The sequence below is a fragment of the Pelagivirga sediminicola genome (assembly GCF_003072125.1).
Taxonomy (GTDB): Bacteria; Pseudomonadota; Alphaproteobacteria; order Rhodobacterales; family Rhodobacteraceae; genus Roseovarius; species Roseovarius sediminicola.
Map to the genome: position 1 here is coordinate 177,719 of NZ_QCYH01000004.1, position 21,453 is coordinate 199,171.

General features: G+C 63.6%; 20 protein-coding genes. 5 read left to right on the top strand and 15 right to left on the bottom strand.

The genetic code is table 11. The annotated features are described in order from the left end of the window. Positions 1-4: 4 nt before the first annotated feature. The 9 genes from DC366_RS09095 to DC366_RS09135 all read right to left on the bottom strand — a co-directional run bounded on the left by DC366_RS09095 (position 5) and on the right by DC366_RS09135 (position 9,278). Complete coding sequence (locus tag DC366_RS09095) at positions 5-556, bottom strand: tetratricopeptide repeat protein (RefSeq protein WP_108691893.1); 552 nt, start codon at positions 554-556, stop codon at positions 5-7. A gap of 24 nt (positions 557-580) precedes the next feature. Next, complete coding sequence (locus tag DC366_RS09100; RefSeq protein WP_108691894.1) at positions 581-1,555, bottom strand: type II secretion system F family protein; 975 nt, start codon at positions 1,553-1,555, stop codon at positions 581-583. A 13-nt stretch (positions 1,556-1,568) separates the two neighbouring features. Continuing rightward, positions 1,569-2,537 carry a type II secretion system F family protein gene (locus tag DC366_RS09105; protein ID WP_108691895.1) on the bottom strand — a complete coding sequence of 323 codons (969 nt, stop codon included), beginning with the start codon at positions 2,535-2,537 and terminating at the stop codon, positions 1,569-1,571. Between the two features lie 5 nt (positions 2,538-2,542). After that, entirely contained in the window at positions 2,543-4,006 is a 1,464-nt protein-coding gene (locus DC366_RS09110) for a TadA family conjugal transfer-associated ATPase (protein ID WP_108691896.1), read from the bottom strand. A gap of 27 nt (positions 4,007-4,033) precedes the next feature. Continuing rightward, a complete protein-coding gene (locus DC366_RS09115) occupies positions 4,034-5,263 on the bottom strand; it encodes a CpaE/TadZ family protein (RefSeq protein ID WP_108691897.1) in 1,230 nt (409 codons plus the stop codon). 309 nt (positions 5,264-5,572) lie between these two features. Beyond that, positions 5,573-6,217, bottom strand: a complete 645-nt coding sequence (locus DC366_RS09120; RefSeq protein ID WP_108692016.1) for an OmpA family protein — start codon at positions 6,215-6,217, stop codon at positions 5,573-5,575. Positions 6,218-6,234: 17 nt separating this feature from the next. Continuing rightward, the gene (locus DC366_RS09125; RefSeq protein WP_108691898.1) at positions 6,235-7,656 is read right to left on the bottom strand and encodes a type II and III secretion system protein family protein; all 1,422 of its coding nucleotides are present in this window, start codon (positions 7,654-7,656) and stop codon (positions 6,235-6,237) included. Positions 7,657-7,901: 245 nt separating this feature from the next. After that, on the bottom strand, positions 7,902-8,771 hold the full coding sequence (gene cpaB, locus DC366_RS09130) for a Flp pilus assembly protein CpaB (RefSeq protein WP_108691899.1): 870 nt from the start codon (positions 8,769-8,771) through the stop codon (positions 7,902-7,904). Positions 8,772-9,053: 282 nt separating this feature from the next. Then, a complete protein-coding gene (locus DC366_RS09135; RefSeq protein ID WP_108691900.1) occupies positions 9,054-9,278 on the bottom strand; it encodes a Flp family type IVb pilin in 225 nt (74 codons plus the stop codon). A 366-nt stretch (positions 9,279-9,644) separates the two neighbouring features. Between DC366_RS09135 and DC366_RS09140 the strand changes: the two genes are divergently transcribed. After that, positions 9,645-10,490: a lytic transglycosylase domain-containing protein gene (locus DC366_RS09140; protein ID WP_243405088.1), complete on the top strand. Its 846-nt coding sequence runs from the start codon at positions 9,645-9,647 to the stop codon at positions 10,488-10,490. A 162-nt stretch (positions 10,491-10,652) separates the two neighbouring features. Here DC366_RS09140 and DC366_RS09145 read toward each other — a convergent pair whose 3' ends face one another. The 6 genes from DC366_RS09145 to tldD all read right to left on the bottom strand — a co-directional run bounded on the left by DC366_RS09145 (position 10,653) and on the right by tldD (position 18,432). Beyond that, a complete protein-coding gene (locus DC366_RS09145; protein WP_108691901.1) occupies positions 10,653-11,276 on the bottom strand; it encodes a 3-oxoacid CoA-transferase subunit B in 624 nt (207 codons plus the stop codon). Then, positions 11,276-11,980 carry a CoA transferase subunit A gene (locus tag DC366_RS09150; RefSeq protein ID WP_108691902.1) on the bottom strand — a complete coding sequence of 235 codons (705 nt, stop codon included), beginning with the start codon at positions 11,978-11,980 and terminating at the stop codon, positions 11,276-11,278. Before DC366_RS09150 ends, DC366_RS09145 begins: the two co-directional genes overlap by 1 nt. A 139-nt stretch (positions 11,981-12,119) precedes the next feature. Continuing rightward, positions 12,120-12,686 carry a L,D-transpeptidase gene (locus tag DC366_RS09155; RefSeq protein ID WP_108691903.1) on the bottom strand — a complete coding sequence of 189 codons (567 nt, stop codon included), beginning with the start codon at positions 12,684-12,686 and terminating at the stop codon, positions 12,120-12,122. 146 nt (positions 12,687-12,832) lie between these two features. Next, positions 12,833-15,526: a type I DNA topoisomerase gene (gene topA, locus DC366_RS09160; RefSeq protein ID WP_108691904.1), complete on the bottom strand. Its 2,694-nt coding sequence runs from the start codon at positions 15,524-15,526 to the stop codon at positions 12,833-12,835. Between the two features lie 104 nt (positions 15,527-15,630). Next, positions 15,631-16,776, bottom strand: a complete 1,146-nt coding sequence (dprA, locus tag DC366_RS09165) for a DNA-processing protein DprA (protein WP_108691905.1) — start codon at positions 16,774-16,776, stop codon at positions 15,631-15,633. Positions 16,777-17,010: 234 nt separating this feature from the next. Beyond that, entirely contained in the window at positions 17,011-18,432 is a 1,422-nt protein-coding gene (gene tldD, locus DC366_RS09170; protein ID WP_108691906.1) for a metalloprotease TldD, read from the bottom strand. A gap of 254 nt (positions 18,433-18,686) precedes the next feature. Here tldD and coxB point away from each other — a divergent pair, with 254 nt between their 5' ends. From coxB to DC366_RS09190, 4 genes are all read left to right on the top strand, one after another. Continuing rightward, positions 18,687-19,562 (top strand): cytochrome c oxidase subunit II, encoded by an 876-nt coding sequence (gene coxB / locus DC366_RS09175; RefSeq protein WP_108691907.1) that lies wholly within the window; start codon positions 18,687-18,689, stop codon positions 19,560-19,562. Between the two features lie 106 nt (positions 19,563-19,668). Continuing rightward, a complete protein-coding gene (gene cyoE / locus DC366_RS09180) occupies positions 19,669-20,640 on the top strand; it encodes a heme o synthase (RefSeq protein WP_108691908.1) in 972 nt (323 codons plus the stop codon). Then, complete coding sequence (locus DC366_RS09185) at positions 20,640-20,816, top strand: cytochrome c oxidase system small membrane protein (RefSeq protein WP_500690306.1); 177 nt, start codon at positions 20,640-20,642, stop codon at positions 20,814-20,816. Before cyoE ends, DC366_RS09185 begins: the two co-directional genes overlap by 1 nt. Then, on the top strand, positions 20,803-21,387 hold the full coding sequence (locus tag DC366_RS09190; protein WP_108691910.1) for a cytochrome c oxidase assembly protein: 585 nt from the start codon (positions 20,803-20,805) through the stop codon (positions 21,385-21,387). The genes DC366_RS09185 and DC366_RS09190 overlap by 14 nt, the downstream gene beginning before the upstream one ends. The last annotated feature ends 66 nt before the right edge of the window (positions 21,388-21,453 follow it).

The following is a 21,453-nucleotide window of genomic DNA, read 5'->3' on the forward strand; positions in this document are numbered from 1 at the left end:
TCGATCAGGGAATGGACCGGATCAGGTAGTCACTGCTGCCGCGTCGCACCAATTTATAATCTTGCTCTTCGGCCTCAGCATAGACCGAATTTTCCTGTTTTGCGAGTGCCAAGCGCAGATTGTCGCGAATCGAGTCACTTTCGCCATTGTCCAGCGCATAGGCGCGGCGGAAAACCTGCTCGGCCTCGGAAATCTCGCCCTGCTCCATCAGCGTGACGCCCAGATTGTTCCAGGCCTCGGGCGAGGTTTCGTCCTTCTTGATCGCATCGCGCAGCAGCGTTTCGGCCTGGCCCACGCGGCCAAGGCCCAGATAGGCGCTGCCAAGGCCCAGATACACTTCGGAGGTCATGCCCTGCTCGAGCGCGGCGCGCGAGAAGGCCTTGATCGCCAATTCGTACTCGCCCGCGCTGATCAGGCGGTGGCCCACGGTGGTGGCATCGACCATGGCGGCGCCCGGCGCCACGCCGGGGGCATAGGGGCTGCCGGTGGGCCGACCCGGATCGCCGCAGCCCGCGAGGGCGACCAGAAGCGGCAGAAGTGCTGAAATGCGCGTCATGGCATCCTATCTGAAATGGCCCGGCTATTGCGACATTGCGGCCAGGTCCATGATGCCCAGAACCGACGGCCCCACCAGAATGATCAGTAGTGGCGGAACTGTAAACATCATCGTTGCCAATGTCATCTTGGTTGGCAGCTTGTTCGCCTTTTCCTCGGCCCGCATCACGCGTTTGTCGCGCATTTCGCTGGCATAGACGCGCAAGGCGTCGGCGATGGATGTGCCGAAGGTCTGCGACTGCACCAGCACGGTCACGAAGCTGGAGATATCCTGCACGCCGCAGCGGTCGGCCATCTCGTTCAGCACGCCCGCCTTGTCGCGCCCGGCCTTGATCTGCTGGCTGACCATCAGGTATTCGTCCGCCAGCGCCGGAAAGGACGAGCGGATCTCGTTGCTGACGCGGATGATCGCCTGATCGAGCGATTGGCCGGCCTCGACGCAGACCAGCATCATGTCCAGACTGTCGGGAAAGCCGTCGGTGATTTCCTCCTGCCGCTGCTGCTGGCGCTTGGTCACCCAGTATTTCGGCGCCATGTATCCCACGCCGCCGGGACCAAGGATATAGAGCACGACCTGCGTCGTGCTGGTCTCGCCGCCGGATTTGAACAGCACGTAATAGAGCACGCCCAGAACCAGACCGCCCACGCCGAGGGCAAATTGCGCAAAGTGGAAATACCGCACCGCGTCGCGGTCGCGATACCCCGCCTGCATCAGCTTCTTGCGCATCTCCGACAGCTGCTTTTCGTCCTGCGGCTCAAGAAAGCCGGCATACTTGTCCAGCTTGTCGTTCTTGGAGCCGCGCAGTCGCTGCTGGTGCTGGCCCTGCTTGCTGGCCTTGGCGGCCGCTTCGGATTTTCTCAGCTTGTCCAGCGGATCCTCGGGCCGGTTCATCATCATGACGGCCGTGATGGCGATCAGCATGAGCCCCAGAATGCCCGCCCCGATGATCGGAAGCAGCTCGCCCATGGGGCCGGACAGCATATCGGTGAAGAAGGTCATCGAAGGATCCTATTCAGACTTTGATGTTCACGAGCGCGCGCATGACGATCAGGTTGACCGTCAGGAAGGTGCCCACGGCCAGACAGGCCGGGATGAAGAAGGGATGATCCATGACCTTGTCATAATAGTTCGGATCGAGGATCTGGATGCCGACCAGCGCAAGCAGCGGAAAGCCCGACAGGAACTTGCCCGACCATTGCGCCTCGGCGGTGATCGCCTTGACCCGGCGGAACAGGCGGAACCGGGCGCGGATGACCTTTGCCAGACCGGCGAGGATCTCGGCCAGGTTGCCGCCCGATTGCTGCTGGATCGTGACGGCCACGGCGAGGAAACGCAGATCCTGCATGTCCAAACGCTCGGCCAGATCCTTCAGCGCCTCGCCCATGTCGCGCCCATACGCCGCCTCGTCGGAGATAATGCCGAACTCGGTGGCCAGCGGGTCCGCGACCTCGGTGGCGACGATCGCGACGGCGGAGGAGAAGGGATGCCCCACCTTGAGCGAGCGGACCATCAGCTCGATCGCGTCGGGCAGCTGCTCTTCCAGCAGATTCATCCGCTTCTTGGCCTTCATCGAGATCCAGGTGAAGATCCCGCCGATTCCCATGGCAGCGGAGACTGCGATGCGCACGGGCACGGACGTGGACGTGCCCACCGACAGGCCCACGAAGGCAAGGAAGGCCAGCAGCACCATCAGCATCATCAGCTGCTTGGGCGAGAATGCGATCGCCGCCTTCTGCGCCTTGGACGCCAGCACGGAATAAAGCGGGAAACGGCGCGAGCGCAGGTGCTGCTCCATCTCCTTGCGCAGCTTTTCCATCACCTCCTCGCGGCGCCCGCCCTTGTCCAGCATTTCAAGACGGCGATTGACGCGGTTGTTCAGGCTGATCGATTTGCCGAAGACGGTCAGATAGATTCCCTCGACCAGCACGAGCACGCCGAGAAAGATGAGGCCGTAAATGATCGGTTCTGGAGAGATGGACATCTGGGTTACTCCGGTGTCACGGGTTCATAGATCGAGGCGGGCAGATCGTAGCCCCACAGGCGGAAACGCTCGGAGAAGTTCGAGCGCACGCCGGTGGCGGTGAAATGGCCGAGGATCTTGTTTTCGGGCGTGAGGCCGATGCGCTGAAAGCGGAAGATCTCCTGCATGGAAATCACTTCGCCCTCCATCCCCGTCACCTCGGTGATCGAGGTCATGCGGCGGCTGCCGTCCTGAAGGCGGCTGGCCTGCACGATCAGATGCACGGCTGACGCGATCTGGCTGCGCACGGCCTTCAGCGGCATTTCGATGCCCGCCATCGCGACCATGTTCTCCAGACGGCTGATCCCGTCGCGCGGGTTGTTGGCGTGGATTGTCGTCATCGAACCGTCATGACCGGTGTTCATCGCCTGAAGCATGTCGATCACCTCCTCGCCGCGCGTCTCGCCGACGATGATGCGGTCCGGGCGCATCCGCAGCGCGTTTTTCAGACAGTCGCGCGGCGACACCTCGCCCTTGCCCTCGACGTTGGGCGGGCGCGATTCCATCCGGCCGACATGGATCTGTTGCAGCTGCAGTTCGGCGGTATCCTCGATCGTCAGGATGCGCTCGGCATTGTCGATGAAGGACGACAGCGCGTTGAGCGTGGTGGTCTTGCCCGAACCGGTCCCGCCGGAGACGATGATGTTCAGACGGCACGCAACGGCGGCTTGCAGATATGCAGCCATCTCTTCGCTGAATGCGCCGAAATTCACCAGATCGTCGATGCCCAGCTTGTCCTTTTTGAACTTCCGGATCGAAACCAGGCTGCCGTCCACAGCGACGGGCGGCACCATCGCGTTGAAGCGCGAGCCGTCCTGCAGGCGCGCGTCGACATAGGGGTTCGATTCGTCCACGCGGCGGCCGACGGCGCTGACGATCTTGTCGATGATGCGCAGAAGGTGGCGCTCGTCCTTGAAGGTGACGTCGCTCAGCTCCAGAATACCGTCGCGTTCGATGAAAATCTGGTGGGGTCCGTTCACGAGGATATCGTTGACGGTATCGTCCTTGAGCAGTGTCTCCAGCGGGCCAAGGCCGCGCACCTCGTCATAAAGCTCCTGCGACAGCTGAAGGCGGTCCTCGCGGTTCAGGACGATGCTGCGCTCTTCCAGAACTTCGGCAGTGATGGCGCCGATTTCCTCGCGCAAATCCTGCTCGGTCGCGGTGTCGAGGGCGCCGAGGTTCAGATTGTCCAGCAACGCGCGGTGCAGGTCCAGCTTGATCTCGCTCAGGCGCTCCTTGCGCTTGCGCTCCTTGTCCTGCGGGCCGGCATCGGCGCGTGCGGCTTGCGTCGGGCGGCGCAGGCTGGCCGGTTTGGGCGCGGCGGCCGGGGCGGGGGCAAGGGCCGCCGCTGCGGTTTTGGACGCCTTTTCAGGGGCGGCCGTAACGGCGCGCGCCTGATCCTGGCCTGATTTCTTGTAACGTGAAAACATTTTACGACTACCTTTCCGGAACGGCGCTTACGCGGCCTCGACATCGCTTTTGCCCAGGGCGTGAAGGGACGCGGCAAGTTTCGCGATCTCCTTGCGCAGGGGATTCTTGGGGGCAGAGCTGGCCAGCGGCAGACCGTGATCGGCGCCCTGGCTGACCGCCTTGCCGCCGTCGGGCAGCTGCAGCTCGATCCCGATCTCCAGGCTTTCGGCCATCCGCTTGACCCGGCTCTTGCCGCTCATGTCGGTGAATTTGGGCGCGCGGTTCATGCAGTAGCGCAGCCGCTCGATCGGCAGATCCTCGGCCTTGAGCGCGCGTTTCAGGCGCAGCGTATTCTGCGCCGAGCGCATGTCCATCTCCAGCGTCACGAAATAGACCTGGGCGGCGCAAAGCACGGTTTCGGTCCACTGAACCAGCGTGTTCGGCATGTCGACGATGACGTAGTCGAAATGCCTGCGCGCCTGGTCCAGAACGCGCTGGACGTCGTCGGTGGTGATCATGTCCAGCGGCAGCATTTCAGGCGGCGCGGTCAGAACCCACAGCCGGTCCTGATAGCTGACCAGGGCCTGCTTGAAGATTTCCTCGTCCATCGTTTCGGTGTCGGACCACATCTCGAACACCGGATCGCGCCGGGGCAGATCGAGGCAGGTCGCGACCGAGCCGAACTGAAGGCCCATGTCCAGAATGCAGACGCGCGGCGCCTTGTCCTTGGAGATGTTCGCCAGTTCCCACGCCAGGTTGACCGCCAGCGTCGTCGCGCCGGTCCCGCCGGCCAGTCCGTGAGCAACCAGCACGACGCCTTCCTGACCGTTCGCGACGGGCGCGATGACGCCGCTTTGCGCGGCTTGCGCGGCGGGCTGGCGCAGCCGGTCGATGGCGGCCTGAAGCTCGCCCTCGGGCAGGGGGTAGGGGACGAATTCATCGGCGCCCTGCCGCAGCAGCGTGTGCAGCGCCGAGGGGCTGACATCGTCGGCAATCAGTATAACCTTTATGCGCAGCTTGCCTGCCAGATCGATGATTTCACCGATCATCGGCAGGCGGTCCTCGTCCTCATCGTCGATGGCGATGGCGACGAATTCCAGCGTCTCGGCGTCGAGCTGGCCCATGAAGGCCAGCGCTTCGGGAAAGCCCAGATCGCCCCACGCCTCGCCGACGGCGGCCTCCATGTCTTCGATCAGAAGATCGAAATTGGTGACGTCCCGGCTGATCGTGCACGCGACAAGCGGGCTTGGTTCAGGTTGGTTCATCGCACTGCTCATGGCGCTATCGTCCTATTCTATGTGCCGCCGGTAGTGCGCCTTTTGACTGGGCGGTCTGTTGCGGGCGGAATATTTGCCCCGAATCGCGGACCCCGTCAGAGGGCGCGGATCGGTTTTTCCTCATGACAAGGTCGCGGAAAATATGGGCAACAATGGGGCCGGATTATCGTAATTGTGCGGTTTCGCCATAGCGACCGGCACCGCAATGCGCGCGCCGCAGGCCCGCCCCGAACAGAAAAAGCCCGCCGACGATGCGGCGGGCCTTCAGGTGTCCCGGCAGGGCCGGGCAGGGAGAAACACGTGGCGGGCCTATTCGCCGGTTCCGGTGGCCTTCCAACCGGATTCCGTTGTCGCGCTGGCGACATATTCGCGATAGATCACTTCGGCATATTTGCCATCCAGGACCATGGGATGCGATTTCACGAAACCCGAAACCTCGGTCACGGTGCGGCGATTGCGCCGCTCGCGCCCTTGCGTCACGATCAGCGGCTGCGTCTCGCCAAAGGACACGACCGCCTCCAGCCGCGATGTGCTGATGCCCCGGCTGGCCAGATAGGCCACCACGGCGCGCGCGCGGCGCAGGCCCAGGTTCTTGTTGTAGCCGGGCGATCCGACGGCGTCGGTATGCCCATAGACCTTGAAACGCACCTCGGGGAACTGGCGGATCCATGCGGCCTGCTCGTTCAGGGTGTCGCGTGCGCCGATGTCCAGCACGTCCGAGTTGAAGGCGAAATTGACGGTTGTCGGAACCTCGTTGGCAAACCGGTTCGACATATCGAAGACATAGCTGCGCTCGCCGGTCATCACCATCGCATTGTTCATCGTGGCATTGCCGAAATTTCCGCCATCCACCAGCGCGCCCGCCTCGCCGCGATAGGCGCGATGCAGCGGATCACCCGGCGCGGTGCAGGCACCCAATGCCAGAACCGGCAGCAATAAAAGAGTTTTTTTCATGTGCTCCGTTCCCCGCATCAGTCCATCACATAGCCGTAAGAGCCGCTGAAATCCTGCTTGGCAACTTCGCCCGCAGCGCCCGTTCGGGGCATGACATCGCGTGCGACAGCGCCGTTCAGGAACAGATCGGCCTCGGTGGGCAGCCTGACCCGGTCGGTCGGCAGCGCCAGTGCCTCGCCGCGCGTCGGCGACACCAGATGCGCCGTCACGATGATCACCAGCTCCGTTTGCGAGCGCTGGTAATCGGCGCTGCGGAACAGCGCACCGAGGATCGGCACATCGCCCAGCCATGGCACCTGTCCGGCGGTATCGCGGAAATCGTCCTGAAGCAGCCCGGCGATCGCAAAGCTCTCGCCGTCGCGCAGCGCCACGGTTGTGGAGGTGTTGCGCCGCTTGAACCCGCTGATGTTGAAGCCGTTGGCCTGAATACCATTGGTGGGATCCAAAGATGACACCGCCGCTGCAAGCTCCAGATTGATGACATCGTCATCCAGAACGCGGGGCACGAAGTTCAGCTCGACCCCGAACGGCTTGAATTCGATCGAGACGCCGTCCTCGTCGCTGACCGGAATGGGATATTCGCCGCCCGCCAGGAACTTGGCCTCCTGACCGGAAAGGGCGGTCAGGTTCGGCTCGGCCAGGGTGCGCACGACGCCCTTGGTTTCAAGCGCTTGCAACAGGATGCCGATCTGCGCGGAACCGGCGTTGAAGCCGAAGAAGGCCGCGCCATTGTTCGACTGTCCGCTGGGCGAGGCACCGGGCGCCACGCCGCTTGGGGTGATGTTGGACGCGCCGATGCCGTTGGTTGCAACGCCCGCGCCAAGACCACCCGCCGACAATCCGTCGATGGCCAGCGAGGTGGACAGGCTTTTGGCCACGTTGCGCTGCATTTCGGCGAAACGGACCTTCAGCATCACCTGCTGCTTGCCGGACACGCTCATCAGGTTGGAAACCCGTTCGGGCGCATACCGCTCGGCCAGGTCCAGCGCGCGCTGCATGCGCGGTGTGCTGGAGACGGTGCCGGATATGACGATGCCGTCATTCGCGGTGCGCACCTCGATCTGCTCGTTCGGCAGGATCTGGCGAAGCCGTTCCTTGAACTCGGAGATGTCAGAGCTGACATTCACGTCGACATTGGCGATAAGCTGGCCGTTTTCGTCCAGCAGCGTCAACGTGGTGCGCCCCGGAGTCTTTCCCAGCACATAGATCGTGCGGTCCGACAGTGTCGAGAAATCCGCGATCGCGGGGTTCGCGATGCTGAGCTCGGCAAAGGGAACATCGCTTTCGACAACGACGGCGCGGTTCATCGCGACGCTCAGATCGCGGCCCGTCCCCCTTTGCACGACATGCAATGTTTCCGAATGGACGGGCACAGGCGCAGCGGCCATGACCCCTGCCAGCCCCAGAAGAGCCGCCGCAATAACTTTACAATATTTCATGTGACCTGCCTTCCGATCACGCCTCGTTTTAAGGGTCTTGGTGCCCTCGATTGACTGGACTGTGCGCGAGTTCCCCGTATTTTTCAAGAATCAATGACACTTAGCCGAAGTTTTGTCTTTTGGGACACACTTGGCTGTATGAGCGAAACGCGGCACCCTCGGCGGGATACCGCGCATGTTTCTACCGATGGTTACCGGCCCGGCGCGCACGATTTCGTGGCCGCCTTGGGCGTGGCCGATCTGCCTCAATTCGTGCAGGGGATCGGTGTTTCGATCACCTCGCCGCCCCGGCGGGTGCGGATGGTGCACACTTCCGAGCGCTGTACCGGGGCCGCTTCGGGCGCGGAGGCAAGACCCAGCAACTGGCGCTGGTCGATCTCGATCGCGCCCGAGACCGTATCGTCCTGCGCGCCGACCAGGGACAGGCTCAGCCGTCCGGTCGATTGCGCCTGCGCCAACGCCGCGACCTGTTGGGGCAGGATGGCGACGGTGACGGTCTGCGCGACGCTCGCTTCGGTCCGGTCCGAATTGGACGACTGGTCAACCGCGATCAGCTGAACACCCGCCTCGATCAGCTTGGTCACATCACCGCGGCTGTCGCCCTCGGTGCGCAGCCCGCCATTGCCGATATTGCCGGTCCAATAGACATCCACCCGGTCGCCGGGCCGCAGGAAGCCGGACACGCCCGAAATGCTGTCCACCTTGATGGTGAAGGCGCGCATGCCGCGCTCCAGCTTGGTCGTGATGCCGGCATCCATGCCGGGGGCGGTCACCTTCACGGCCAGAACCGCCTCGTTCTTTTCCATGGCGCGCACGACCCGTCGCAGTTTGCCGGAGCCCTCGGGGAACATCTGTTCTTCGGTCTGAAAAATGCCTTCGGGCAGGGAGGCGGCGGGGTACTGGACCAGGCGCACATCCTCGGGCTTGATCCGCTCGCCGTATTTCAGGCTGCGCTCGGCGACATAAACAGTGGCCGTCTCGAAGGCCGGGGCGCGCATGCCGCGCTCCTGCTCCAGCGCCGATTGATACAATTGGATACGGCCCTGAACCATGTAGACGGCAAAGCCCGCAAGGCCGAGGCCGAGCAGAAGGACCAATCCGAAGACCAGGCGCATGGTGTATCCTTTCAAGTTTCAATGTTCCGCTGCTGCGCGATGCTGCGCCCGGCGGTATGGAATGAGCAGCATATTCGCGGCTGATTGTGTCGAAACGGCGGAAAGTCCGGGACAATTCGGTGATTTCCGGCGAATTAGTTCCGAATTTTCAAGGCGGGCTTCGCCTACGCATCGCAAATCAGAGAAACCATTGGTGATGGCCCGTATGCAGGAAGGGCCACAAATCGGCAGATTTGCGACCCTTCGTAATTTGTTTCGATCTGATCAGGACTAAAAGGCAGATTAGAGGCCCGAGCCGGGAACCGATTCCGAGTTCAGCTCGCCCAAGCCTTGAATCGTACCGGAGTTCAAGCCAGACTCGATTTCGCCAGCCAAGTTGTTGACACCGCCGCGAACAGCCGCAACGCCGGCGATGCCCAGGCCGACGACGGCTGCGGTCAGCACGACCCAGTCAACTGTAACGGCACCGTCTTCGTCTGCGCGGAAATTCTTGATGAAATTGATCATTGTTGGTCCCTCCAAAGGATCATCAGGTTTACTCAGGTTTCTCACCGTTTTGCTGTTCGGGGCCGCCTCTCTCTGTTGGCCCCTAGCGCCTCGGATGAACATATATAGCCCCTCAATGAAGGCACAAATTGGGCGCGATTGGACCGATTTTGGAGCAGCCTTGCTTTTGTGACGGATGCAGGGTCAAGCGTATGAAATGATGACGTAAAATAGTTTATAAAAATCTAATTCGACAAGATTTCACCATCCCGAGACTGGCCGAAAAGCCCTGTTTTGGCCCCCTGGCTGCGGCTTTGACTGGCGCGAAGGCGCTTTATTTGCGATAAATTGCGCAAAACGAACAACAGGCAGCAGGCAGGCATCCCCTTGCGATATGTCACGACACCGATTCTGGCGCTTGCGCTTGGCTGCGCCCATCCGGCGCTGGCCGCCGATCCCGCGCCTTTCCCGGATTTCACGTTCAAGATGAGCAAACCGCCCCAGAAGGGCACAAAAAAGCGCATCACCGTTCAGATCGAGCCGGGCGATCAGCCCCCGCCGGCAGGCTCGACCCCGCGCCGCGATGCAGGGGACGAAGCCGTGCCCGATGTGCCGGATGTTCCGTCCGTGCGCGTCGCAAAATACGAGTGGTTCTGGGATGTCGTCACGCCGGGCTATTCCGACGCCGGCACCCTCCGCTTTGACGAGGCGCTGGGCAAGCTGTCCAAACCGCCCGAGGGCAAACCCGCGCCGCGCTACCGGCTGCAGGACATTCAGACCATCGCGACGGCGCAGGGCCAGAATATCCTGAGCGCGACGGTCGGCACCAATGTCTCGCCCGCGCTGGTGCTGGCGGTGATCGCCGTCGAATCGGGCGGGCGCGGCAACGCGGTCAGCGAGAAGGGCGCGCAGGGCATCATGCAACTGATCCCGGATACGGCCGCGCGGTTCGGCGTGACCGATGCGCTGTCGGAGGCGCAGAACATCAAGGGCGGCGTCGCCTATCTGGACTGGCTGCTGAAGGAGTTCGGCGGCGATCCGATCCTGGCGCTGGCGGGCTACAACGCGGGCGAGAACGCCGTTAAATCCAACCGGGGCGTGCCGCCCTATGCCGAGACGCGCGATTACGTGCCCAAGGTGCTGGCGGCTTATGATCTGGCGCGCGGGCTGTGCAAGACGCGCCCGCAGTTCATATCGGATGGCTGCGCGCTGAACCTTGCCATGAACGATTAAGGCGTTTCGCGAAAAACCTGCATTACAGATTTCCGCGAAACGCTCGCAACATTCAAGCGTGGCCCGTTTTGTCTTTAGTTGCTGGCTCACTTAGAAGCGAAACGTTTTAAAGGCGGCGCCTCTCGGCACCGCCTTCTGTGTAAGCCGCAATCCGGCGCCTCGTCAGACGATGGTAGCCTCTGTCGCGGCGCGGATGTCATCCTCGGTCACGCCATCGGCGCATTCGATGATTTTCAGACCGCCCTCGACCACATCCAGAACGCCAAGATTGGTGATGATCCGGTCCACCACGCCCGTGCCTGTCAGCGGCAGGGTGCATTCCTTCAGCAGCTTGCTGTCGCCATGCTTGCTGGTGTGGTCCATCACGACGATGACCTTGCCGACACCGGCGACCAGATCCATCGCGCCGCCCATGCCCTTGACCAGCTTGCCGGGGATCATCCAATTCGCCAGATCGCCGTTCTCGGCCACTTCCATCGCGCCCAGAATCGCTGCCGCGATCTTGCCGCCTCGGATCATGCCGAAGCTGGTGGCGCTGTCGAAATAGGACGTGCGGCTGAGCTCCGTGATCGTCTGCTTGCCCGCGTTGATCAGGTCGGGGTCTTCCTCGCCCTCGTAGGGAAAGGCGCCCATGCCCAGCATACCATTTTCGGACTGAAGGGTGATTTCCTTGTCGCCGACATAGTTCGCCACCAGCGTCGGGATGCCGATGCCAAGGTTGACATACATGCCGTCCTCCAGCTCCTCTGCGGCGCGTTCGGCCATCTGGTTACGATCCCAAGGCATTATGCGTCCTCCCGCTTGCGTGTCGTAACCTGCTCGATCCGCTTTTCATGCTCGCCCTGGATCAGGCGGTGCACATAAATGCCGGGCAGGTGGATGTGGTCGGGGTCCAGCGAGCCGCGGGGCACGATTTCCTCGACCTCGGCGACGCAGATCTTGCCGCACATCGCCGCGGGCGGGTTGAAGTTGCGCGCGGTCTTGCGAAAGATCAGGTTGCCGGTGTCATCGGCCTTCCACGCCTTGACGATGGCCAGATCCGCGACGATCCCGCGCTCGAGGATATAGGTCTCGCCGTCGAAATCCTTGTGCTCCTTGCCCTCGGCCACTTGCGTGCCGACGCCGGTCTTGGTGTAGAAACCGGGAATGCCCGCGCCGCCGGCGCGCATCCGCTCGGCCAGCGTGCCTTGGGGATTGAACTCGATCTCAAGCTCGCCTGCCAGATACTGGCGCATGAATTCGGCGTTCTCGCCGACATAGGAGCTCATCATCTTCCTGACCTGCCGCGTCTGCAGCAGGATCCCGATGCCGAAATCATCGACGCCCGCATTGTTGCTGGCAAAGGTCAGATCCTTGGTCCCGGCCTTCTTGATCGCTGCGAGCAGCAATTCAGGTATGCCGCACAGGCCAAAGCCGCCGGCGGCGATGGTCATGCCGTCGAACAGCACCCCATCCAGCGCAGCGGCGGCGTCAGGATACACTTTCTTCATGGATACACCCCTATCATGGCACGATTGCCTGCGGTTGTGGGGCAGTCCGGCGCCAAGAGTCAATGCTCCCGCCGCCGCAACCGCCCCTTATAGGGGTTACTACATAGGGGTAACTACCTAAACCGGCGCCCCCCAAGGATCAGATGATGCGCACCTGCGTGCCGATCGGGGTGATCTCGAACAACTCCTGGATCTTGGCGTTGTAAAGCCCGATGCAGCCCGAGGACGATTTGCGTCCGATCTTGCGCGTATCGTGCGTGCCGTGGATCAGGTAGGCGGGCCACGTCAGATACATGGCATGCGTGCCCAGCGGGTTGCCGGGGCCGGGCGGCATGTAATCGGGCAGATCGGGGTTTTCGGCCTTCATGTTCGCCGTCGGCGTCCAGTCGGGGCCGATCTTCTTGCGCACGATCTTGGTATAGCCCGTGCGGGTCAGCGCATCCGTCATCGGAACGGAGGTTGGGTAGACGCGGTAATCGCTCGCGTCGGAGTTCCAGTAATGCAGCGCGCGCGAACCTGTGTCGCACACGATCGCACCGGATCCCAGCGAATCGAAATGATCCTGCCAGTTCTGCGTGACAAAGCTGGACGCATTGCGGCGCGTTCCGTCGACCTGAGCGCGCACGATACCCGGCGTGGCCAGCGTAACAAACGCAGCGGCCCCACCGGCCAGCGCGGCACGGCGGTTGAATTTGGTATCGGTCATGTCGCGAATCCTCTCATCATGGTGGGCGCAGGTAAGCACCCTTATACGTAAAATGAAGTTTGCGCGAGTATGGTTCCAATAACAAAGCCGTGTAATGTCCGGTGCCGGGGCGCGGGCAAATGCGCTGCCCGGCCCGCCGGGATGCGTTACCCGGCCTTGGTCTTTTTCGGCGCGGCCTTCTTGGGCGCGGCTTTTTTCGCTGCCGGTTTCTTGGCGGCTGCCTTTTTGGCCGGAGCCTTCTTCTTGGCGGTGCCCTTGCCGGATTTCGCGGCCTTTTCGGCGATCAATTCGACCGCCATGTCGATGGTCACATCGGCAGGCTCGGTTCCCTTGGGCAGGGTCGCGTTGACCTTCTCCCACTTGACGTAGGGGCCATAGCGTCCCTCCATCACGTTGATCGCGCCGCCGCTTTCGGGATGCTCGCCCAGTTCCTTGAGGGGGGCGGCGGCGGCACGCCCGGCGCCGCGGCTGGCCAGCTTTTGTGCCAGCACCTCGACCGCGCGGTTCATCCCGATGGTGAACACCTCGTCCACCTCCTTGAGATTGGCGTAAAGCTTGCCATGCCGGACGAACGGGCCATAGCGGCCAATCCCGGCCTCGATCATCTCGCCATCGTCGGGATGCGCGCCCACCTCGCGCGGCAGGCTGAGCAGCGTCAGCGCCTTTTCCAGATCCATCGCATCTGGCGTCCAGCCCTTGGGCAGCGACGCACGGGGCGGTTTCTTGTTCTCCTCGGTCGCCTCGCCGCGCTGCACGTAAGGGCCGAAGCGGCCAGAGCGCAGGGAAATCTCATCGCCCTGATCCTCGCCCAGCACACGGTCCCCGGCCTCGGCGGCATCGGCGCCGATGGGGCGGGTATAGCGGCACTCGGGATAGCGCCCGCAGCCGACGAAACCGCCGGATTTGGAGGTCTTGAGATGCAGCTTGCCCTCGCCGCAGAGCGGGCAGATGCGCGGATCGCCGCCATCCTCGCGCGGCGGATAAAGCGTGGGCGCCAGCGCATCGTCCAGAACGTCCAGCACCTCGGCGATGCGCAACTCGGACGTCTCGGCGATGGCGGCGGAGAAATCACGCCAGAACCGCGTCAGGATGTCCTTCCAGTCCGCCTCGCCCGCGCTGACATGGTCCAGCTCTTCCTCAAGGTTGGCAGTGAATTCATAGCCGACATATTGCTTGAAGAAATTGAGCAGGAAGATCGTGACGATGCGCCCCTTGTCCTCGGGGATCAGGCGGTTGCCGTCCTTGCGCACATATTCGCGGTCCTGGATCGTGGTCACGATGCTGGCATAGGTCGAGGGGCGGCCGATGCCCAGCTCTTCCATCCGCTTGACCAGCGTCGCCTCGGTATAGCGCGGCGGCGGTTGGGTGTGCGATTGCAGACCCAGAACGGCGGCGTTTTCCGACAGGATGGCGGCGTCGTGGCGCGCCATGCCTTGCGCGCTGTCCTCGACCACGCTTTCGGACTTGTCGGCCTTGGCGAACTGGTCGCGCAGGCCCGATTTGCCAAAGGCGGCCTTGTCACCCTCGGCGATCTGCGGCAGGCGCGCGTCGTTTTCGTCGTCCGAGACATCGTCGCGGCCTTCCTCGTAGACGCGCAGGAACCCGTCGAACAGCACCACCTGCCCTGTGGCGCGCAGGCCGATCTGGCCATCCTCGCTGCCGATCTCGACCGTGGTGCGCTCCAGCCGCGCGCCTTCCATCTGGCAGGCCAGCGTGCGCTTCCAGATCAGATCATAGAGCCGCGCCTGATCGCGGTCGGTGATCTTCAGCGCGGCAGCGTCGCGCGTCATTTCCGTGGGGCGGATACACTCATGCGCTTCCTGCGCGTTCTTTGCCTTGTTCTTGTAGATGCGGGGGGAGGAGGGCACGTATTCCTTGCCATAGCGCTCGGCGATGGCGTCGCGTGCGGCTGTCACCGCCTCGGGCGCCATGTCGATGCCGTCGGTCCGCATGTAGGTGATGTGGCCCGCTTCATAAAGCCGCTGCGCCGCGCTCATGGTCTGGCGCGCGCCCATGCCGAACTTGCGGCTGGCCTCCTGCTGAAGCGTCGAGGTCATGAAGGGCGCCGAGGGGTTGCGGCTGGCCGGTTTCGCCTCGACCGAGGTGACTTTGAGCGCGCGGGAGGATACGGCCTGCACCGCCATTTCGGCCTGCGTGGCGTTCGCCAGATCGAACTTTTCCAGCTTCTTGCCCGCCAGAGTGGTCAGCCGCGCCTCGTATTCCTGCCCGCGCGGGGTGGAAAGCAGCGCCTTGACGGACCAGTATTCGCGCGCGTTGAACGCCTCGATCTCCATCTCGCGCTCGACGATCAGGCGCAGGCAGACCGATTGCACGCGCCCCGCCGATTTCGCGCCGGGCAATTTGCGCCACAAAACAGGGCTGAGGTTAAACCCGACCAGATAATCCAGCGCGCGGCGGGCCAGATAGGCCTCGACCAGCGGCGCGTCGACCTGGCGCGGATTGGCCATCGCTTCGGTCACGGCGGCCTTGGTGATGGCGTTGAACACCACGCGGCTGACCGGCGTGTCCTTGTTGATGGCCTTGCGCTTGCGCAGCGCCTCTTCCAGATGCCAGCTGATCGCCTCGCCCTCGCGGTCGGGGTCGGTCGCGAGGATCAGGGAGTTGTCCTTGGCCAGCGCGTCGGCGATCGCCTTGACGTGCTTTTTACTGTCGGCGCCCACTTCCCACTTCATGTCAAAGCTGTTGTCGGGATCGACCGAGCCGTCCTTGGGCGGCAGGTCACGCACGTGGCCGTAGGAGGCAAGCACCGTGTAATTAGGCCCCAGATACTTGTTGATTGTCTTGGCCTTGGCCGGGGATTCGACGACGACGACGGGCATGAAATTCCTCTCCACTCGGGGCGGCTCTTATGGCGGGGCACCATGTGGGGGCGCAAGAGGGATTGTCAATGCGGCCGCTTTTCGCGCTTTTTCGGGCGGTGTCGCTACTCGGCCAGCGACAAAAGGCCGCCTGCCTGCCTGCGGATCCGCCCGTCCAGTTCAAGATCGATCAGCGCCGGCGCCACGGCGCGGGCCGGCGTGCCCAGATCGCGGATCAGTTGATCCTCGGCCAGGGGTGAGGGGCCAAGACGGCCCAGGATGCGGCCATGCAGATCGGCTGTCTCCTGCAGCGTGCGGGTTTGCGGCGGGGCGGGGGGAATTGCCGTCTCCAGCGGCAGATCGGGTTGCGCAGGCTCGGCCGCGGGCAGCGCCTCGATCACGTCGGCGGCGCTGCGCACCAGCCGCGCGCCGTCGCGGATCAGCATGTTGCACCCGGCGGCGCGCGCGTCGAACGGATGGCCCGGCACCGCCAGCACCTCGCGGCCCTGATCCAGCGCATCGCGCGCAGTGATGAGCGAGCCGGATTTCGCCGCCGCCTCCACCACCACCACCGCCGAGGCAAGACCGCTGATGATCCGGTTGCGGCGCGGAAAATGGCGCGCCTGCGGCTGGGTTCCCATCGGCATTTCCGACAGGCGCACGCCGCAGCGCAGGATATCGCCCGCCAGCTTGGCATTCTCGGCCGGGTACATCACATCGACGCCCCCGGCCATGACCGCGATCGTGCCGCCCTCAAGCGTCGCGGTGTGGGCGGCGGTATCGATGCCGCGGGCAAGGCCCGAGACGATCACATATCCCGATTTCGACAACTCTCCGGCCAGCGCGCGAGCCATGCGGGTGCCCAGGGAGGAGGCGTTGCGCGCGCCGACCATGCCGATCTTGGGCCGTGCCAGCGCGCCCAGATCGCCCAAGGCCCACAGGATGGGGGGCGGATCGGGAATGTCGCGCAACAGCGGCGGATAGAGCGGATCGGTCACGCAGATCATCTGCGCCCCGGCAATGCGTGCCGCGCGCAACTCGGCCAGGACGACGCCTTCGGGACAAAGGGTGTAGTCATCCATTCCGGCGGCCTTGGCCACGTCCGGCAGCGCCGCCAATGCGGCCTGCGCCGTGCCATGCTCGGCCAGCAGGCGGTAAAAGGTCGCAACGCCCACGCGCCGCGATCGCAAGAGGCGAAGCCACGACACCCGATCATCTTCCGTGGTGGGTGGGAGTGGGGGGTGAGTGGAAGGATGTGTTTCCTCGGACATCGTAGCCTCGCCTGCTTGCAGAATCAGGTGTAGCGCACGGATGGTTAACATCGCGTAAACCAAACATCGAAACTCAGCCGAACAGGGGGATCAGATCAAGGCGGCCCCTGTGCAAGCCATTCAAGCCCGTCCGTATTTCGCGGTGGTTTGGGCATTTTCTTGGTGCAAATACCCAAACCCTGTCTTTTCGTCCGGCGCGGCCAGCTGATCCGGTGGATGGCGCGGCCCATATGGTCAGCCCGCCGATCCGCCCACGGTCAGCCCGCCGATCATCACCGTCGGCTGGCCCACGCCCACCGGCACCCATTGGCCCGCCTTGCCGCAATTGCCCATGCCGGGATCCAGCGCCATGTCGTTGCCCAGTGCGCGGATCTGTCCCAGCGCGGTGGCGCCGTCGCCGATCAGCGTGGCGCCCTTGACCGGAGCACCCACCTTGCCGTTCTGCACGCGGTAGGCCTCGGTGCAGGAAAACACGAACTTGCCGTTGGTGATGTCCACCTGCCCGCCGCCGAATCCCACGGCATAGATACCATCCTTGAGATCGGCCACGATATCGCCCGGCGCCGCGTCGCCGCCCAGCATGTAGGTGTTGGTCATGCGCGGCATCGGCACGTGGGCGTGGCTTTCGCGGCGGCCGTTGCCGGTGGGCTCCGTGCCCATGAGGCGGGCGTTCTGGCGGTCCTGCATGAAGCCCACCAATATGCCGTCCTCGATCAGCACGTTGCGGCGCGACGGCGTGCCCTCGTCGTCGATGGTGATGCTGCCGCGCCTGTCCGGGATCGTGCCATCGTCCAGAACGGTCACGCCGGGCGCCGCGATTCGCTGTCCCATCAGCCCGGCGAAGGCCGACGCGCCCTTGCGGTTGAAATCGCCCTCCAGCCCGTGACCCACCGCCTCGTGCAGCAGGATGCCGGGCCAGCCGGGGCCGAGGACCACGTCCATCACGCCCGCCGGCGCCGGAACCGCGCGCAGGTTGACGGCGGCGATGCGCAGCGCCTCTCGCGCCTTGGCTTGCCAGTCCGCCGGATCGATCAGGTCGCCGAGGCCCACGCGCCCGCCGCCGCCTGCGGTGCCCGATTCGCGGCGCCCGTCCTCTTCGAGGATGACCGATACGTTGACACGTGTCATCGGGCGCACATCGCGCAGATGCGTGCCGTCGGGGCGCAGGATCTCGACCTCCTGCAACGAGGCCGAGATGACGGCCGAGACCTGCACGACGCGCGGATCCAGATCGCGGGCGAAGGCATCTATCTGGCGCAGCGTCTCGATCCTGGCGGGGAAACTGGCGCCGACGATCGGATCGTCGGCGGTGTAAAGATGCCGGTTGGTCGGGCGCGGCCCCGGCGCCATCACGCCGCCGCCATCGCCCACCGCAAGGCGCGCGGTGTCGACGCCGCGCGTCAGCGCCGCCTCGGAGATGTCCGAGCCGTGGGCATATCCCACCGCCTCGCCGCGCACGGCGCGCAGGCCGAACCCCTCGCCCGCGTCATAGCTGGCGGTCTTGATACGCCCGTCATCGAATACCAGTGCCTCGCTGCGGGTGCGCTCCAGAAACAGCTCGCCATCATCGGCGCCGCTTGTGGCGCGGCGCAGCTGCGCCAGCGCGGCATCCTTGTCCAGATTATCCTCGAACGGGCGAAAGGGGGCATCGGGCATGTGGTTTCCTGCATCAAGGGGTATGCTGCGGGCCGGGCCACGCACGCAGCGTTGAAAATTGTCACGTCACGGCGTTGGCTTGCCCCGGTTTTTGATCTAAATCAAATAAAGCGTCCCAATGCCGCAACCGTCTTTCTTGTCTGTACGCTCAGAATATGGTTTTAACAGGCGCAGATACAAGCGGGGGAGGCTGCCCAACCGGGCGGCACGTCACCCGATAACGATATATCCGCTTCAACCGATCAGGGTGCCTTATGCGATACAAATCCAAACTGCTGGCTGCGATGGCCGCGCTTACCGCTCTTCCCGCGATGGCGCAGGACAATCTTGAAATCGTGGGCACGCCTACACAGGGCGGCATGGGATTCCAGCCCGCCGCGACCGAGCTGGCCAGCGATTTGTTCTGGCTGGACGGCATGGTGCTGGTCATCATCGCGGGCATCACGATTTTAGTGACGGTTCTGATCATCTACGCGATGCTGCGCTTCAACCGCCGGGCCAACCCCAATCCGGCGAAATTCACCCACAACTCCCCGGTCGAGGTGGCGTGGACGATCATTCCGATCCTGATTCTGGTCTTTATCGGTGCCTTCTCGCTGCCCGTGCTGTTCAAGCAGCAGGAAATCCCGGAGGGCGACATCAACATCAAGGTCACCGGATACCAGTGGTACTGGGGCTATGAGTACACGGACGAGGATTTCGGCTTCGAATCCTTCATGATCGGCGAGGGCAAGATCCTGAATGACGAGGTCATCGCCGAGCTGGAGGAAGCGGGCTATAGCCGCGATGAGTTCAAGCTGGCCACCGACACCGCCGTCGTCGTGCCCGTGGGCAAGACCGTCGTGATGCAGGTCACCGGCGCGGACGTGATCCACAGCTGGACGATCCCGGCCTTCGGGGTCAAGCAGGACGCGGTTCCCGGCCGCCTTGCGCAGCTTTGGTTCAAGGCCGAGCGCGAAGGCGTCTATTTCGGCCAGTGCAGCGAGCTGTGCGGCAAGGATCACGCCTATATGCCGATCACCGTCAAGGTCGTCAGCCAGCAGGCTTATGACGAATGGCTGGCCGGCGCCAAGGAAGAATATGCAGGCATCACTGCCCCCGGCAGCTACAAGGTTGCCGCGGCGCAGTAACGCCGCCTGCGATCTCCATGTCCCCGCCTCACGTCGCGGGGGCGTGGCCTGAGCCAGATCCACCCCAGCCGGGCGCCGCCCGGCATGTCCGCGACCGGAGGTCAACATGAGCGATGCAAGCCTGAATGCCAGCAATGCCGCCTCCCGCGATGCGGAGCCGCAGGACGCGGGATTCGGCGATTTCTTTTCGCTGCTGAAGCCGCGCGTGATGTCGCTGGTGGTCTTCACCGCGCTGGTCGGATTGCTGGCGGCGCCCGTCGCGATCCATCCCGTGGTGGGATTTACCGCCATCCTGTTCATTGCCATCGGCGGCGGCGCGTCGGGTGCGCTGAACATGTGGTGGGACGCGGATATCGACCGCATCATGCGCCGCACGAGGAGCCGCCCGATCCCCGCGGGCCGCATCACCGAAGGCGAGGCGTTTGGTTTTGGCATCGCGCTGTCGGGCATATCCGTCGTCATGCTGGGGCTGGCGACCAATCTGGTCGCGGCGGGTCTGCTGGCCTTCACCATCTTCTTTTACGTCGTGATCTACTCCATGTGGCTCAAGCGGTGGACGCCGCAGAACATCGTCATCGGCGGCGCCGCGGGGGCGTTTCCGCCGATGATCGGATGGGCGGCGGCAACGGGCGGCATCAGCATCGAATCGGTTCTGATGTTCGCGCTGATCTTCATGTGGACGCCGCCGCATTTCTGGGCGCTCGCGCTGTTCATGAAGTCCGACTATGACGAGGCGGGCGTTCCCATGCTGACCTCGACCCATGGCCGCCGCGTGACGCGCAATCACATCTTGGTCTACACGCTGCTTCTGGTGCCGGTTTCCTTCGCGCTGGCGTTTACCTCGATCGGCGGGCCTGCCTACCTGATCGCGGCGGTGCTGCTGAACGCGCTTTTCCTGCGCGGCGCCTGGGCGATCTGGCGCCGTGACGAGGACGCGGCAGAGGCGGATAAATACGCGACCGAAAAGAAGGTGTTCAAGCACTCGCTTTACTATCTTTTCGGCCTTTTCGTCGCGATCCTGATCGACGCCACGCTGCGCGGCTACGGGATCACGCTTCAGTCGCTGTGGGGCGCATGATGGCGATTCGCAAACCTCACGAGATGCACCGAAGACGGTTCAGCCGCAACCTGGGGCTGGGGCTGGTCCTGGCGGCGTTCGTCGCGCTGGTCTTCGGCCTGACGATCGCCAAGGTCAGCAGCGACGAGTTTTCCGTCCCCAAGACAGTTTCGGGAGGCAGCAATGGCCAAAACTGACAAGACGCAGCGCACGGTGTTCATGCTGGTCGGCGTGGTGCTGACCATGGGCGCGCTGGCCTGGGCGTCCGTTCCCTTCTATGACTGGTTCTGCCGCGTGACCGGCTTTGGCGGGATCACCGGCGTCGCCGAGATGGAATCCGACAGGATCCTCGACCAGACGATCAAGGTGCGCTTCGACGGCAGCCTGGAGCGCGACATGCCGTGGGAGTTCAAGCCCGAAGTGCGCGAGATGGAGCTGCGCATCGGCGAGACGGGGCTGGCGTTTTTCGAGGCCTACAACCCGACGGACCGCCCGGTGGCGGGGCAGGCGGCCTATAACGTCACGCCCTACGAGGCCGGCGGCTTTTTCGAAAAGATCGAGTGTTTCTGCTTTACCGAGCAGGTCCTGCAGCCCGGCGAGCGGGTGGACATGCCGGTGACATTCTACATCGACCCCGACATCGTCGATGACCGCGATGCCAAATACACCAAGGTCATCACCCTGTCCTACACATTCTACGAGATCGACCTGCCCGAGCAGCAGGCCGCACTTGCGCAGGACGACGAAACCGATAGAACCGTAAACTGAAGCGAAAAACAGGAGCGATGCACGGCATTTTGCAAGGCCCTCGTCAAACAGGTCCTCAACAAACGC

Coding starts and splice junctions, on each gene's coding strand:
- DC366_RS09095 (WP_108691893.1), bottom strand. CDS start 556: ATGACGCGCATTTCAGCACTTCTGCCGCTTCTGGTCGCCCTCGCGGGC.
- DC366_RS09100 (WP_108691894.1), bottom strand. CDS start 1,555: ATGACCTTCTTCACCGATATGCTGTCCGGCCCCATGGGCGAGCTGCTT.
- DC366_RS09105 (WP_108691895.1), bottom strand. CDS start 2,537: ATGTCCATCTCTCCAGAACCGATCATTTACGGCCTCATCTTTCTCGGC.
- DC366_RS09110 (WP_108691896.1), bottom strand. CDS start 4,006: ATGTTTTCACGTTACAAGAAATCAGGCCAGGATCAGGCGCGCGCCGTT.
- DC366_RS09115 (WP_108691897.1), bottom strand. CDS start 5,263: ATGAGCAGTGCGATGAACCAACCTGAACCAAGCCCGCTTGTCGCGTGC.
- DC366_RS09120 (WP_108692016.1), bottom strand. CDS start 6,217: ATGAAAAAAACTCTTTTATTGCTGCCGGTTCTGGCATTGGGTGCCTGC.
- DC366_RS09125 (WP_108691898.1), bottom strand. CDS start 7,656: ATGAAATATTGTAAAGTTATTGCGGCGGCTCTTCTGGGGCTGGCAGGG.
- cpaB (WP_108691899.1), bottom strand. CDS start 8,771: ATGCGCCTGGTCTTCGGATTGGTCCTTCTGCTCGGCCTCGGCCTTGCG.
- DC366_RS09135 (WP_108691900.1), bottom strand. CDS start 9,278: ATGATCAATTTCATCAAGAATTTCCGCGCAGACGAAGACGGTGCCGTT.
- DC366_RS09145 (WP_108691901.1), bottom strand. CDS start 11,276: ATGCCTTGGGATCGTAACCAGATGGCCGAACGCGCCGCAGAGGAGCTG.
- DC366_RS09150 (WP_108691902.1), bottom strand. CDS start 11,980: ATGAAGAAAGTGTATCCTGACGCCGCCGCTGCGCTGGATGGGGTGCTG.
- DC366_RS09155 (WP_108691903.1), bottom strand. CDS start 12,686: ATGACCGATACCAAATTCAACCGCCGTGCCGCGCTGGCCGGTGGGGCC.
- topA (WP_108691904.1), bottom strand. CDS start 15,526: ATGCCCGTCGTCGTCGTCGAATCCCCGGCCAAGGCCAAGACAATCAAC.
- dprA (WP_108691905.1), bottom strand. CDS start 16,776: ATGTCCGAGGAAACACATCCTTCCACTCACCCCCCACTCCCACCCACC.
- tldD (WP_108691906.1), bottom strand. CDS start 18,432: ATGCCCGATGCCCCCTTTCGCCCGTTCGAGGATAATCTGGACAAGGAT.
- coxB (WP_108691907.1), top strand. CDS start 18,687: ATGCGATACAAATCCAAACTGCTGGCTGCGATGGCCGCGCTTACCGCT.
- cyoE (WP_108691908.1), top strand. CDS start 19,669: ATGAGCGATGCAAGCCTGAATGCCAGCAATGCCGCCTCCCGCGATGCG.
- DC366_RS09185 (WP_500690306.1), top strand. CDS start 20,640: ATGGCGATTCGCAAACCTCACGAGATGCACCGAAGACGGTTCAGCCGC.
- DC366_RS09190 (WP_108691910.1), top strand. CDS start 20,803: ATGGCCAAAACTGACAAGACGCAGCGCACGGTGTTCATGCTGGTCGGC.